Source organism: Streptomyces sp. NBC_00096 (assembly GCF_045041305.1).
In the GTDB taxonomy this organism is placed as follows: domain Bacteria; phylum Actinomycetota; class Actinomycetes; order Streptomycetales; family Streptomycetaceae; genus Streptomyces.
This window is the reverse complement of sequence record NZ_CP108221.1, coordinates 5,640,908-5,652,534: the sequence shown is the minus strand read 5'-3', so window position 1 is coordinate 5,652,534 and position 11,627 is coordinate 5,640,908. Positions and strand designations below refer to the sequence as shown.

Sequence of the window (11,627 nt, the reverse complement as noted above, 5' to 3'; positions counted from 1 at the left end):
ACGAGCACGCCGCGCGGCCCCGCCACCGCGCGCGCCGTGCCCACCGCGCCCGCCCCGTCGTACGGAGAACCACCCGTGACCGCCTTCGCCCCCGACTCGCTGGTACTGAACCGGAAGCTGCCGCTCTGGTACCAGGTCTCCCAGTCGCTGCGCGCCTCGATACTCGGGCGCACCGCGGACGCCTCGCTGCGCCTGCCCACCGAGGAGCAGCTCGCCGAGCACTACGGGGTGAGCGTGCTGACCATGCGGCAGGCCCTCAAGGAGCTGGAGACCGAGGGGCTCATCAGCCGCCACCGGCGGCGCGGGACCTTCATCGAGCCGGGGGCGGTGCGCGGGGCCCCGGTCCGTCTCCTCGGCTCGGTCGACGCGATCGTGGCGCAGCAGTCGGGCGACCGTACGACGATCCTCGGCCGCGAGCGGACGCCCGTGTCCGGGGAGCTGCTGGAGCACTTCCCGGACACGCCCGAGGTGGTCACGTACCGCAGGCTGCGGCACGACAGCGAGAGCGGCGAGCCGACCAACTGGGCGGAGAACGCGGTGCGTCCGGAGCTCGCGGACTCCATCGACCTGGCCGATCTGGAGCGTTGGCCGATGACGAAGGTGCTGCGCGACATCGTGAAGGTCGACATCAGCCGGATCACCGACACCGTGGAGGCGCGGCTCGCGGACCCGCTCACGGCCGAGCTGCTCCAAGTGCCGCTGCTGAGCCCGATCCTGCACTACACGGGCGTGACGTACGACGGCAGCGGCCGGGTGGTGGACGTGGCGCGGATCCGCTACCGCGGCGACCGCTTCTCCTTCACGGTGACCGTCGACGCCCACTGACCGGACCCGGGCAGAGAGCAGAGACACGAGCAGGGGCAAGGCCACGGGCACGGGCAGGGGCACGGGCACGGGCAGGGGCACGGGCACGGGCACAGACACGAGCGCGGGCGCAGGCACGGACACAGGCCCGAGCACGAACACGGGCGCAGGCACAGACCCGGCGGGGACGCGAGCCCGTGCACCGGCCCGGCCGCCCGAACGGCCACCCGCCACCCGCCACCCGCCACCCGCTACTGCCGGTCGTCCTCCGCTCCCCGCTCCCCCTCCGCCTGGGAGGGAGTGGTGCGCGTCGTCTGGGCGTGGCGCAGCTTGCGCTGCTTCTCGTCCAGGTCCTCGTCGAGCCGCTCCCCCTCGGCCTGCGACGGGGTCGAGTACTCGTCGTACTGGCTCATGACCGCCTCCCGGGGCGCCTGGTTCGGCGCAGATCGCGCAGATCCATACATATGGAGCCTAACTCTCCGGCCTGGACACGGCCCGGCCGCCGACCGGCGTCGCTACCATCGGCCGGGTGAGCTCTGACGCACTTGGGCGGGACCCGCTGCTGGACGAACTGATGCCCTGGAGCGTGGGCTCCCTGCGCCTGGGCCGGTCCTGGGTCGCGGCCCCCGACCCGGCGACCCTGCGGGCCCGCTGGGCGACCCTGGCCGCCGCCGACGGCCCCGAACGGGAGCGGCTGTTCCGCCCGACCCGGGCCCGGACCCCCGCCGCCGGGGCAGCCGCGCTGCCGGGCCAGCGCGCGGGCTCCACGGCCCGCTTCGCGGACGTGCCCGGCCCCCGCCCCGACCCCGTACGGATCCTGCGCGAGCCCTTCGACGAGCAGTGGCTGCTGCCCGACCAGCGGCTCATCGACCTGGCCCGCCCGGAGCTGTGGCGGGTCCTGGACGAGCACCAGCTGTTCGCCGTGGAGCCCCCGCAGACCCCGCGGAGCGCGGCGCTGCTGGTCACCGCACACCTCCCGGCCGGGCGGCTCGGCCGGATCCGCCCGCTGCACCGCCGCCCGGGCGGCGCCGAGCCCAATCTCGCCCCCGGGCTGCAGCACGTGCTGGGCGAGCGCTACGGGACCTGGGTCACCCCCGAGGACGTGCTCTGCTGGATCCTGGCCGCCGGCCGCCCCGGCCCCCGGGGGTACGAGGTCCCGCTCACCGCCGACGCAGGGCGCTGGCGGGCCGGGCTGGAGCTGGGGCACCGGCTGCTCTCCGTCCAGCTGCGCGGGGCGCGCGGCGGCGAGGCACCCCGGCTGCCCGGCGGACGCAGGCCCTACGTCCGCTCCGCGCTGCCGGCCTGGCCGCGCGAGCTCTCGTACGACCCGGAGAGCGAGACGCTGAGCATCGGCGACGGTGCCGGGGACCCCGGCACCGTCTCGCCGGTCCCCGCCGCGGCGTGGGAGTACGAGGTCCAGGGGGTCCGCGTCCTGGAGGCGTGGTTCGCCGCCCGTCTCGCCCACCGGGACCCGGCCGCGGAGGGACTGGACGCGCTGGGCCCGGCCCAGTGGCCGCAGGGCTGGACCTCGGAGCTGCTGGCCCTGGTGACGACCCTGGCGCTGCTGACCGAACTGGACCCGGAGCGCGCCGCGTTCGAACCCGGTCCGCCGCTGACCGCCGCCGGGCTCCGGGCTGCCGGTGTGCTGCCGGCCCCGGCCTGGGCGCGCCGCCCGGCCTCGGTCCTGGACCACCAGGAGGAGGGGCCGGGCGGCCAGTTCGCGCTGCTCTGAGCCGCACGGCCGGCCCCCGGGACGGGCCCCCTCGAGCCGCCACCCCGGCCACCCCGGCCACCCCGGCCCCCTCGAGCCGCCACCCCAGCCGCCCGACCCGGCGCTCCGGCCCACCCAGCCCGGCGCTCAGACCCACCCAGGCCGCACTCAGATCCACCCGGCCCAGCGCTCAGACCCACCCCGCCCCGCGCTCCGATCCACCCCCGGCCGCGCGGCCGGGGGTGACAGCCGGGGTTCCGATCGAGTAGGCAGGGCCCATGGCTACCGATCCCCTCCCCGGACCCGCCCCCGAGCCCCTGCCCCTCGACGGCATCACCGTCGTCACCGTCGAGCAGGCGGTCTCCGCCCCCTTCGCCACCCGTCAGCTCGCCGACCTGGGCGCCAGGGTGATCAAGGTCGAGCGGCCCGACGGCGGTGATTTCGCCCGCGGCTACGACACCGCCGCGCACGGCCTGGCCTCGCACTTCGTGTGGGCCAACCGGGGCAAGGAGTCGATCGCGCTCGACCTCAAGGACCCGCGCGGCCGCAAGGTCCTGCACGGGCTGCTCGACGGCGCCGACGTGTTCGTACAGAACCTCGCCCAGGGGGCCGCCGCCCGGCTCGGGCTCGACTCGGCCGCGCTGTGCGCGCGTTACGCCCGGCTGGTCGCCGTGGACGTCTCCGGGTACGGACCCGAAGGCCCGTACGCCCACAAGCGCGCCTACGACATGCTCGTGCAGTGCGAGGCCGGTCTGGTCTCGGTGACCGGAACCCCGGAGCGGCCCGTGAAGGCGGGGATCCCGGCAGCGGACATCGCGGCCGCCATGTACGCCTTCTCGGGGGTGCTCGCGGCCCTGCTGCGGCGCGGGACCACGGGGCGCGGGGGCCGGGTGGAGGTGTCGATGCTGGACGCGCTCGCCGAGTGGATGGGGCATCCGCTGCACCACACGATGCACGGCGGGGAGCAGCCGGTGCGCACCGGGCTCGCGCACGCGGTGATCGCGCCCTACGACGCCTACGCGACGGCGGACGGGGACAGGGTGCTGCTGTCGGTGCAGAACGACCGGGAATGGCGGCGCCTGGCGGAACAGGTACTGGAGCGGCCGGAGTTGGCGGAGGATCCCGGGTACGCGACGAACTCGGCGCGCACCGCGAACCGGGAGAAGACCGACGCGGTGGTGGCCGACGCCCTGGGCCGGCTGGGCGCGGACGCGGCGATCGCGCGGCTGGAGGCGGCGGGCATCGCCTGCGCGCGGCTGAACTCGGTGGCGCAGCTGGTGGCGCACCCCCAGCTGGAGGCCCGGGACCGCTGGCGGGAGGTGGGCTCGCCTGCGGGCCCGCTGCGGGCCCTGCTGCCGCCGATCGGGCTGCCCGGCGGCGCGGCACCGCACATGGGTGCGGTGCCCGCGCTCGGCGAGCACACCGAACCGCTGCTGCGCGCCCTGGGGATGACGGGCGAACAGATCACGGCGTTGCGCCGGGACGGCGTGGTCCGCTGACCGGGAAGGGTCGATCGGGCCGGGAACGAACGGCGGCGGCGCCGCCGGGTCGGACGGGGACGGTTACGAACGGCGACTGCCGAAGAGCGTGCGCCGCAGCCTGCGCAGGGGCGCGAAGAGCGACACGCGCGCACTCCGGCTCCGCAGACGGTGCGTGTGGTCGCGCGAGGTCAGCTCGCGCATGAGCAGAGTCGCCTCGGCGGTCTCGCGGTGCGGGACGGCGGGACCGCCCAGCACGGCGAGGTGGCGGTCGAGGCGCGAACTGGTCGCACCGCTGCCGCAAGTGATGGCAGGCACGCGTGGCGGCCTGCTGCGCATTGCTATCTGTTCCATGTCTCTCCCCACCCGTACGAGGGCACCCGGCCCACCGGGCAGGGTAACCCTATCGTCCCCACGTCGTGCGCGTGTATCCCGGTCGTGTGAATTGCCCGTGTGGCGAGCGGGAGTTGACGATTACTCAGCGGAGTCGACCGTCACTCTCCGCGAAATTTCCGATGGGGCCGGGACGCCGTCCGCCCGCACCGGAGACGAGCGGCCGACTCCTGTCGCGACCGGCGCCACGCGACGCCCTCTGCGCTAACTTGGAGTGATCGTCCGGTAACGCTCCTGGGGGCGCGCGTGAATGAGGCTCGCGGTGACTGATTCTGCGTCATACGAAGGCGGCAGCGCCGAGAGGGTCATCGCCGGGCGCTACCGCCTGCTGGGCCCGCTGGGCCGCGGCGGGATGGGATTGGTGTGGCGGGCCCGGGACGAGGTCCTGGGCCGCGAGGTGGCGGTCAAGGAGGTGCACGCGCCGGCCGGGATGGACGAGGCCGAGGTGGCCCGGATGTACCGGCGCCTGGAGCGGGAGGCCTGGGCCGCGGCCCGCGTCTCGCACCGGGGCGTCGTCACCGTCTACGACGTGGTCACCGAGGACGGCCGGCCCTGGATCGTGATGGAGATCGTACGGGGACTCTCGCTCGCGGAGGTCCTGGAGGGCGACGGGCCGCTCACCCCGCAGCGGACCGCGCACATCGGCGAGCAGGTGCTGGCCGCGCTGCGCTCCGCGCACGACGCGGGGGTGCTGCACCGGGACGTCAAGCCCGGCAACGTGCTGATCGCCAACGACGGCCGGGTGGTGCTCGGCGACTTCGGGATCGCGAGCCTGGAGGGTTCCACCGCCATCACCATGACGGGCGAGGTGGTCGGCTCCCCCGAATTCCTGCCGCCGGAAAGGGCGTTGGGGCAGGAGCCCGGCCCCGAGTCGGACCTGTGGGCGCTCGGGGTGATGCTGTACATGGCCGTCGAGGGGGTATCCCCCTTCCGCAAGGACACCCCGGTGGCCACGCTGCGGGCCGTGGTGGACGCGGGGTTCCCGCCGCCGTTGCGGGCCGGGCCGCTGACGCCCGTACTGGAGGGGCTGCTGGTCAAGGACCCCGCGGGGCGGCTGTCCGCGGCGGAGGCGGCCCGGATGCTGCGCATCGTCGGCGCGGGCGGGACCGTACGGAGCTCCGGCGGGCCGGGGTCCGGGCCCGTATCGGGTCCGGCGGCGGGGCCGGTGCCGGGGGCGGGGGCGGACGCCCCGACCTCCGTCGCACGGCACGGGCACGGGCACCCCACCCCGCCGCTGCCGGTGCCTCCCGCGACCGCGGCGGCTCCGATGGGGACCGCTGCGCCCGGGCCCCGGCAGAACCGGGCGGGGCTGGTGCTGACCGGCGGGATCGTGGTGCTGCTCGCGGTGGTGGTGCTGCTGGGCTGGCTCCTGCTGAAGGGGCGCGGCTCCGGCACGGACACCGGAGCGGGCCGGACGCCCACCCCGGCCGTGACGCAGAGCGATCCGGCCTCACCCAGCCCCTCGCCGAGCGCGTCGCCCTCCCCCACGCCTTCGCCCTCCCCCTCTCCTTCTCCTTCCGCCACGCCCCCGCCGAACATCACCGTGTCCGCCGTCCAGGCCGTCCGGGACGCCTACCGCGGGACCTGCCCCGCCCCCGCCGCCCAGGCGCCCGCCTTCACCGCGACGGTCGCGGTGGACCGCACCCCGACGGTGGTCGAGTACCGGTGGGCCACGCGCAGCGGGCAGACCTCCGGTCCCGGCTGGCAGACCCTCACGTACCCGGCGGGAGGACCGGGGAGCGTACGGCTCGACCACACGGAGCTGACGCACTATCCGGGCGCCACCTTCGAGGACGCGGTGCGCCTGGAGATCCGGACACCGGCGGAGGCGGCTTCGGCCTGGCTGGAGTTCTCGGTGACGTGCGAGGAGGAGACCCCGACGAGCGGGGCCTCCTCCCCCGGCGCCTCCGGACCGACCGGTTCCCCGTCACCCGAGCCGGGGCCGACCCTCAGTCCGTGAGCGCCGTCAGTGCGTGGGCGCCGTCAGTGCGTTGGCGCCCTCAGCACGTTGGGGCCGTCAGCACGCGCCCCTCCTCCCTCAGGACGCGCCGGTGAAGGCGGGCAGGTAGCCGCCGGACTGCCCGGCGGCGTTGGGGTGGTACGACTCGCCGATGTTCAGCCAGTTGAGGCTGTGCAGCCACTCGCTGCCGGAGCAGATCTCGTGGCCGGTGAAGGTGCCGGCGACCGAGGCGAAGGCGAAGCCGTGGTTGGCGGCGCGTTTGGCGAGGGCGGCGTTGAGGTAGTCCGAGCCGCCGTTGATGGCGGTGCGTTCGCCTTCCGTGAGTCCGGCAACGCAGTTGCCGTTCAGCTTGTAGAAACGGGGATAGCCGAGGACGACCACGCGGGCGCCCGGGGATCGGCTGTGGATGGCGTTGTAGACCTGGTCGAGCTGGCCGGGGAGCGTGGAGTCCACGTACGCCTTGGCCTGGTTGACCCGGCTGACGCAGGTGGACTCGGACTGGAGCACGCAGGTGGTCATGACGTCGGAGAATCCGGCGTCATTGCCGCCGATGGTGATGCTGACCAGGTCGGTGCCGGTGTTCAGCGGTCCGAGCTGGTTGTTCATCACATCGCCGGTACGGGCGCCCGAGCAGGCGACGAAGGAGAAGGTCTGCGGGGAGTGCGCGGCGGCCCAGAGCGCTGGGTAGGCGCGGGCCGTGCGCTTGCAATCTCCGCTGGAGCTGTCGTAGTTGCCGGCGCCGACGCCGGAGGAGTACGAGTCGCCGAGGGCGACGTAGCCGAAATCGGCGGCGGCGGTGGCCTGGCCGGCACCGAACAGGGCCGCGCCCGCGGCGAGTAACAGTGCGGAGGCCGAGGCGGCGAATCTTGGCATTCTCATGCTCATGTGTGCGGCTCCTCGTGGGGGGGGTGCGCCGGAGTTACTCCTGAGTCCGTGGTACAAGGAGCCGAGGTCCGCTGGAAGTGTTCATGCCAAGAATATTCGGCGCAGAGATGCGGCCGGAATCTTCACCCGCACGGCGTTTGAAGAGGGAATTCCGCCACCCGATCCGGCGAAACACGGGTGCATGAGGGCAGTTCGTGCCGGATCATGGGCGCCATGCCAGCCAACCCTCAGGACGCACTGCCGATCAGGCTCAACGTCGACGACAGCGACTCCCCGTCGGACGTCGTCGACGCGCTGTTCCTCGGCCGCTTCGCGTCCGGCGAGCAGCCGTACTCGCACAGCGTGTCGATCGACCGGGTCAAACCCGGCGCGACCCTGCTGCCGCCCGCGGCCACGGTGCTGCGCTCGGCCCGCGACAGCGACCGCAGCGCGACGCTCGCCGAGGGCGAGGGGTGGACCATGCTGGTCTCCCGCTGGAGCCGGGGCGCGGACGTCACGGTGACGGCGGTCAGCGACGAACTCGCCGCCGGCGTGCTGGGCGAGGCCACCGAGGACGCACAGGACGAACCCGAACCGCAGCCCACGAGCGTCGCGATGGGGTTCTGGTACGTCTCCCCGCGCCGCGGTCCCTACCGCACGACCCGGCAGATCGCGGCCGGCACCTGGGCGGAGGTGCGGCCCAACTACACGGCTCCGGTGGCCGGGGCGATGGACCGGCTGATGAAGGTCACCCCGGACGACATCGCCGGGCGGCTGCTCCTGCTCCACGGCCCTCCCGGCACCGGGAAGACCTCGGCCCTGCGCACGCTCGCCCGGTCCTGGCGGGACTGGTGCCAGGTGGACTGCGTACTGGACCCGGAGCGGCTGTTCAACGACATCGGCTACCTCATGGACATCGCGATCGGCGAGGACGAGGGCACGGCGAAGAGCCGCTGGCGGCTGCTGCTGCTGGAGGACTGCGACGAGCTGATCCGCGGCGAGGCCCGGCACACCGCCGGGCAGGCGCTGTCCCGGCTGCTCAACCTCACGGACGGCCTGCTCGGTCAGGGCCGCAACGTCCTGGTGGGCGTCACGACCAACGAGGACCTGGAGCGGCTCCACCCGGCGGTGGTCCGGCCGGGGCGCTGTCTGGCCCGCATCGAGATCGGCAAGCTGACCCACCGGGAGGCGGTGGACTGGCTCGGCACCGACGAGGGCGTCTCCCGCGAGGGCGCGACGCTGGCGGAGCTCTACGCCCTGCGCCGCGGCGCCTCGGGCCCCTCCGCGCTCCTCCCGTTGCAGGGTCACGACTCCTCCTCCGAGGCGGGCCTCTACCTGTAGGGCCGGCACCTGCGGAGCCTCCCGCGCCGAACGTGCGGGGTGTACGGCGTGTGCGGGGCGCGCGCGGGTCCGGCGCGCGCGGCGACGACAATGGGGGCGCGGCCGGAGGCCCCCGCCGGCCGCGCGCACCCCCGGGGACCCACGAATCAGGAGAACGCACCGTGCTCGAACCGGCGCAGGAGAATCCCTTCCCCGACAGCCACGTCCTCGGGGAGGGCCCCGAGCCGCATCCGCAGCTCCAGCCGGTGCTCGGCCTCATCGGACGCTGGCACGGGCAGGGCAGCGGCGAGTACCCGACCCTGGAGCACGGTTTCCGGTACGAGCAGGAGCTCACCTTCAGCCACGACGGCAGGCCCTTCCTCCGCTACGAGTCCCGCGCGTGGCTGATCGACGGCTCCGGGGCGGCCCTGCGCCCCGCGGGGCGGGAGAGCGGGTGGTGGCGGATCCTCCCGGACGCCTCCGTCGAGGTCACGCTCGCCCACCCCACCGGCATCACCGAGACGTACACCGGCCGCGCGTCCGGTGCGGAGATCGAGATGGAGACCGGGACCGTGGGGCTGACGCCCCGGGCCAAGGAGGTCACCGGCATGCGACGCCGGTACGTGCTCCAGGACGGCGAGCTGACGATCGTGCAGGAGATGGCCGCGGTGGGGCAGCCCATGCAGCACCACCTCCGGGCGCACCTGCTGCGCCGCAAGGACTGACGGCCAGGGAGCCGAGTCCCGCGGGGCCAACCCGGCAGGGCGTGGGCCCGAGCGGCCCGCCCGGCAGGGCGTGGGCCCTGTAGGCCTCCGCCCGGCGCAGCACCAGCCCGAGTGGCCGGCCCAGCAGGGCGTCGGCCCGATCGAGCCTCCGCCCGGCAGAGCACCAGCCCGCGCGGCCGGCCCGGTAGGGCGTCGGCCGGGTCGACCCCCGGCCCGGCAGGGCGGCGCGCCCGGCAGGGTCTCAGCCCGCGTACCGTGCGCGCAGCGCCTCCAGGGCCGCCGCGGTCGCCTCTTCGAAGGTCAGGCCCAGCCGCCGGGCCCGCTCCGCGTAAGCCTGCGCGGCGGTGGCCGCCTCCCGGGCGGGACCGTCGCCGACCGCCGCCACGAAGCTGCCGGCCCGGCCGCGCGTCTCGATGACGCCGTCCGACTCCAGTGCCCGGTACGCCTTCGCGACCGTGTTCGCCGCCAGTCCCAGCTCCTCGGCGAGACCGCGCACCGTCGGCAGTTTGAACCCGGCCGGCAGCCGCCCCGTCCGCGCGCCCGCCGCGATCTGGGCGCGCAACTGCTCGTAGGGAGCGGCAGCGCCCGCCGCGCCGTCGATGCGGATCTTCAGGTGCGTGGGAGTCGGGGTCACGCGGCCGATTCTCCCCCATCGGCCGTGAAATTCGCAGGCGCTCTCTGCCCTGCCGCCCATACCGTCACACACATGACCACAACCATCCGCGACCTGCGCCCGGACGACCCGGACGACGCCGGGGCCGTCGTAGGGGTGCGCCGCGCGGCCCTCCCCTTCATGATCAGCACCGCCCGCGGGGTGGCCTTCGAAGTGACCTCGGCCCACCCCGACAAGCGCTACCGCCTGCTCGTCGCCGAGAACGGCGAGGGCCTGGTCATCGGCACCGCCCAGGTCGGCATCGTCCACGACAGCCCCGAGCCCGGCCAGGGATTCGTCAACGCCTACGTGGACCCCGCCCACCGCGGGCTCGGCGCCGGGAGCGCGCTGCTGCGCACGGCCGAGGAACACCTGGCGGCCGAGCGCGCGAAGGACTCGTACGCCTGGGTCCTCGACGAGCCGCCGCACCGCGCCTTCGCAGAGCGCCACGGGTACCGCGCCTCCCGCTCCGCGCACTTCCTTCGGCGCGACCTGACCGCGGCCGGGCTGCCGGCCCTCCCGGGGAACCTGCCGGCCGGGGTGGAACTGCGCACCGGCTCGGCCTTCGCCGCCGATCCGCGCCCCCTCTTCCAGGCCGACGCGGCGGCGAGCCTGGACGAACCGGGCGACACTCCGACGGAGCTCGACGACTACGAGGACTGGCTGCGGCACGTCTGGAACCACCCGTACCTGGACCGGGAACTCACCACCGTGGTCCTGGTGAACGGCCAGGTGGCCGCCTTCACCGCCGCCCACACCGACGGAGCCACCCGCTACTCCTCCGCCATGACCGGCACCCTGCGCGCGTTCCGCGGACTGGGTCTGGCCCGGCTCGCCAAGAACGACTCGCTGCTGCGGGCGCGTGCGGCCGGCTACACGGAGGCGTTCACCGGCAACGACACCGGCAACGCGCCGATGCTCGCCGTCAACACCTGGCTCGGCTACGGGGTCTGCGCCACCGAGACCCGCTTCACGAAACCACTGGAGACTGCGCGATGAGCGACCGGCTGACGGTAACCCTCACCAAGGCGGGCCGCACCAAGATCCGCTACCCGGCCGAGCTGGTGGCCGACTCGGGTACCCGCATCACCGTCCGGGCCCCCTGGGCGGCCCCGGGTGTACGGGACTTCGGGTTCGTGCGCTTCGAGCCCGGTGACGTGTTCACCGAACACTTCTGGCGCGACCGCTGGTACGCGGTGAAGGAGGTGCGGACCGGCGGGGGCGTCCTCAAGGGCTGGTACTGCGACGTGACCCGTCCGGCCTCGGTGGCGGACGGCGTGATCCTGGTCGAGGACCTGGACCTCGACCTGTGGGTGTCGGCCGACGGGACCTGCGTACTGCGGCTCGACGAGGACGAGTTCGCCGCGAGCGGGCTCGCCGCCACCGACCCCGAGGCGGCCGCACAGGCCGTACGGGCCCTCGACGCCCTGGAGGCCCGGGCCCGCTCGGCCGCCGGACCGGCCGCGCTGCTGAGCTGACCGGCGACGTGATCGGTGACCTGATCGGGGCTCTTTCTGTGGGCCCGCTTAGTGGCTCCTTAAGTGCGCCCTAAGGATCGGGGCCCGGGGCGTCGACCCGGTGGAACACGGGTTCCGGGCGGTTAGTTTGGCTGGGCCAGGGAGGGCCGGAGGCGGCGCCGCGCACCCGTGAGGGGGCGGCGCCGCACTGCCCCGCCCCTCCGGCCCAGCCACCACTCGCGCTGCCCTGTGCCGTGCCCAGA

Annotated in this window: 12 protein-coding genes; 8 read left to right on the top strand and 4 right to left on the bottom strand. The window is 74.5% G+C overall.

Annotated features, from left to right (window positions below; all coding sequences use genetic code 11):
- The first annotated feature begins 75 nt into the window (after nucleotides 1-75).
- A complete protein-coding gene (locus OG904_RS24950; protein WP_405494560.1) occupies nucleotides 76-825 on the top strand; it encodes a GntR family transcriptional regulator in 750 nt (249 codons plus the stop codon).
- A 230-nt stretch (nucleotides 826-1,055) separates the two neighbouring features.
- Here the strand turns inward: OG904_RS24950 and OG904_RS24945 are convergent, their stop codons facing one another.
- Nucleotides 1,056-1,217 carry a hypothetical protein gene (locus tag OG904_RS24945; RefSeq protein ID WP_405494558.1) on the bottom strand — a complete coding sequence of 54 codons (162 nt, stop codon included), beginning with the start codon at nucleotides 1,215-1,217 and terminating at the stop codon, nucleotides 1,056-1,058.
- A gap of 161 nt (nucleotides 1,218-1,378) precedes the next feature.
- Between OG904_RS24945 and OG904_RS24940 the strand changes: the two genes are divergently transcribed.
- Together OG904_RS24940 and OG904_RS24935 are read left to right on the top strand one after the other, a co-directional pair.
- On the top strand, nucleotides 1,379-2,536 hold the full coding sequence (locus OG904_RS24940; RefSeq protein WP_405498246.1) for a type ISP restriction/modification enzyme: 1,158 nt from the start codon (nucleotides 1,379-1,381) through the stop codon (nucleotides 2,534-2,536).
- 257 nt (nucleotides 2,537-2,793) lie between these two features.
- The gene (locus tag OG904_RS24935) at nucleotides 2,794-4,014 is read left to right on the top strand and encodes a CaiB/BaiF CoA transferase family protein (RefSeq protein ID WP_405494556.1); all 1,221 of its coding nucleotides are present in this window, start codon (nucleotides 2,794-2,796) and stop codon (nucleotides 4,012-4,014) included.
- 63 nt (nucleotides 4,015-4,077) lie between these two features.
- On the opposite strand, the gene OG904_RS24930 is transcribed toward OG904_RS24935, so the two are convergent.
- Nucleotides 4,078-4,347, bottom strand: a complete 270-nt coding sequence (locus OG904_RS24930) for a hypothetical protein (protein ID WP_030720225.1) — start codon at nucleotides 4,345-4,347, stop codon at nucleotides 4,078-4,080.
- A 301-nt stretch (nucleotides 4,348-4,648) separates the two neighbouring features.
- Here OG904_RS24930 and OG904_RS24925 point away from each other — a divergent pair, with 301 nt between their 5' ends.
- Complete coding sequence (locus tag OG904_RS24925; RefSeq protein WP_405494554.1) at nucleotides 4,649-6,346, top strand: serine/threonine-protein kinase; 1,698 nt, start codon at nucleotides 4,649-4,651, stop codon at nucleotides 6,344-6,346.
- A gap of 78 nt (nucleotides 6,347-6,424) precedes the next feature.
- Here OG904_RS24925 and OG904_RS24920 read toward each other — a convergent pair whose 3' ends face one another.
- Nucleotides 6,425-7,225 (bottom strand): SGNH/GDSL hydrolase family protein, encoded by an 801-nt coding sequence (locus OG904_RS24920; RefSeq protein ID WP_405494552.1) that lies wholly within the window; start codon nucleotides 7,223-7,225, stop codon nucleotides 6,425-6,427.
- A 219-nt stretch (nucleotides 7,226-7,444) separates the two neighbouring features.
- On the opposite strand from OG904_RS24920, the gene OG904_RS24915 reads away from it, so the two are divergent.
- Both OG904_RS24915 and OG904_RS24910 read left to right on the top strand, forming a co-directional pair.
- Nucleotides 7,445-8,551 carry a DUF5925 domain-containing protein gene (locus tag OG904_RS24915; protein WP_405494550.1) on the top strand — a complete coding sequence of 369 codons (1,107 nt, stop codon included), beginning with the start codon at nucleotides 7,445-7,447 and terminating at the stop codon, nucleotides 8,549-8,551.
- A gap of 161 nt (nucleotides 8,552-8,712) precedes the next feature.
- Nucleotides 8,713-9,255 carry an FABP family protein gene (locus OG904_RS24910; protein WP_405494548.1) on the top strand — a complete coding sequence of 181 codons (543 nt, stop codon included), beginning with the start codon at nucleotides 8,713-8,715 and terminating at the stop codon, nucleotides 9,253-9,255.
- Nucleotides 9,256-9,496: 241 nt separating this feature from the next.
- Here the strand turns inward: OG904_RS24910 and OG904_RS24905 are convergent, their stop codons facing one another.
- Nucleotides 9,497-9,889, bottom strand: coding sequence for a GntR family transcriptional regulator (locus OG904_RS24905; protein ID WP_405494547.1), 393 nt, complete (start codon nucleotides 9,887-9,889; stop codon nucleotides 9,497-9,499).
- A gap of 72 nt (nucleotides 9,890-9,961) precedes the next feature.
- On the opposite strand from OG904_RS24905, the gene OG904_RS24900 reads away from it, so the two are divergent.
- On the top strand, nucleotides 9,962-10,906 hold the full coding sequence (locus OG904_RS24900) for a GNAT family N-acetyltransferase (protein WP_405494545.1): 945 nt from the start codon (nucleotides 9,962-9,964) through the stop codon (nucleotides 10,904-10,906).
- Entirely contained in the window at nucleotides 10,903-11,385 is a 483-nt protein-coding gene (locus OG904_RS24895) for a DUF402 domain-containing protein (RefSeq protein WP_405494543.1), read from the top strand. The genes OG904_RS24900 and OG904_RS24895 overlap by 4 nt, the downstream gene beginning before the upstream one ends.
- The last annotated feature ends 242 nt before the right edge of the window (nucleotides 11,386-11,627 follow it).

Coding starts and splice junctions, on each gene's coding strand:
- OG904_RS24945 (WP_405494558.1), bottom strand. CDS start 1,217: ATGAGCCAGTACGACGAGTACTCGACCCCGTCGCAGGCCGAGGGGGAG.
- OG904_RS24900 (WP_405494545.1), top strand. CDS start 9,962: ATGACCACAACCATCCGCGACCTGCGCCCGGACGACCCGGACGACGCC.
- OG904_RS24915 (WP_405494550.1), top strand. CDS start 7,445: ATGCCAGCCAACCCTCAGGACGCACTGCCGATCAGGCTCAACGTCGAC.
- OG904_RS24895 (WP_405494543.1), top strand. CDS start 10,903: ATGAGCGACCGGCTGACGGTAACCCTCACCAAGGCGGGCCGCACCAAG.
- OG904_RS24930 (WP_030720225.1), bottom strand. CDS start 4,347: ATGGAACAGATAGCAATGCGCAGCAGGCCGCCACGCGTGCCTGCCATC.
- OG904_RS24920 (WP_405494552.1), bottom strand. CDS start 7,225: ATGAGAATGCCAAGATTCGCCGCCTCGGCCTCCGCACTGTTACTCGCC.
- OG904_RS24935 (WP_405494556.1), top strand. CDS start 2,794: ATGGCTACCGATCCCCTCCCCGGACCCGCCCCCGAGCCCCTGCCCCTC.
- OG904_RS24940 (WP_405498246.1), top strand. CDS start 1,379: ATGCCCTGGAGCGTGGGCTCCCTGCGCCTGGGCCGGTCCTGGGTCGCG.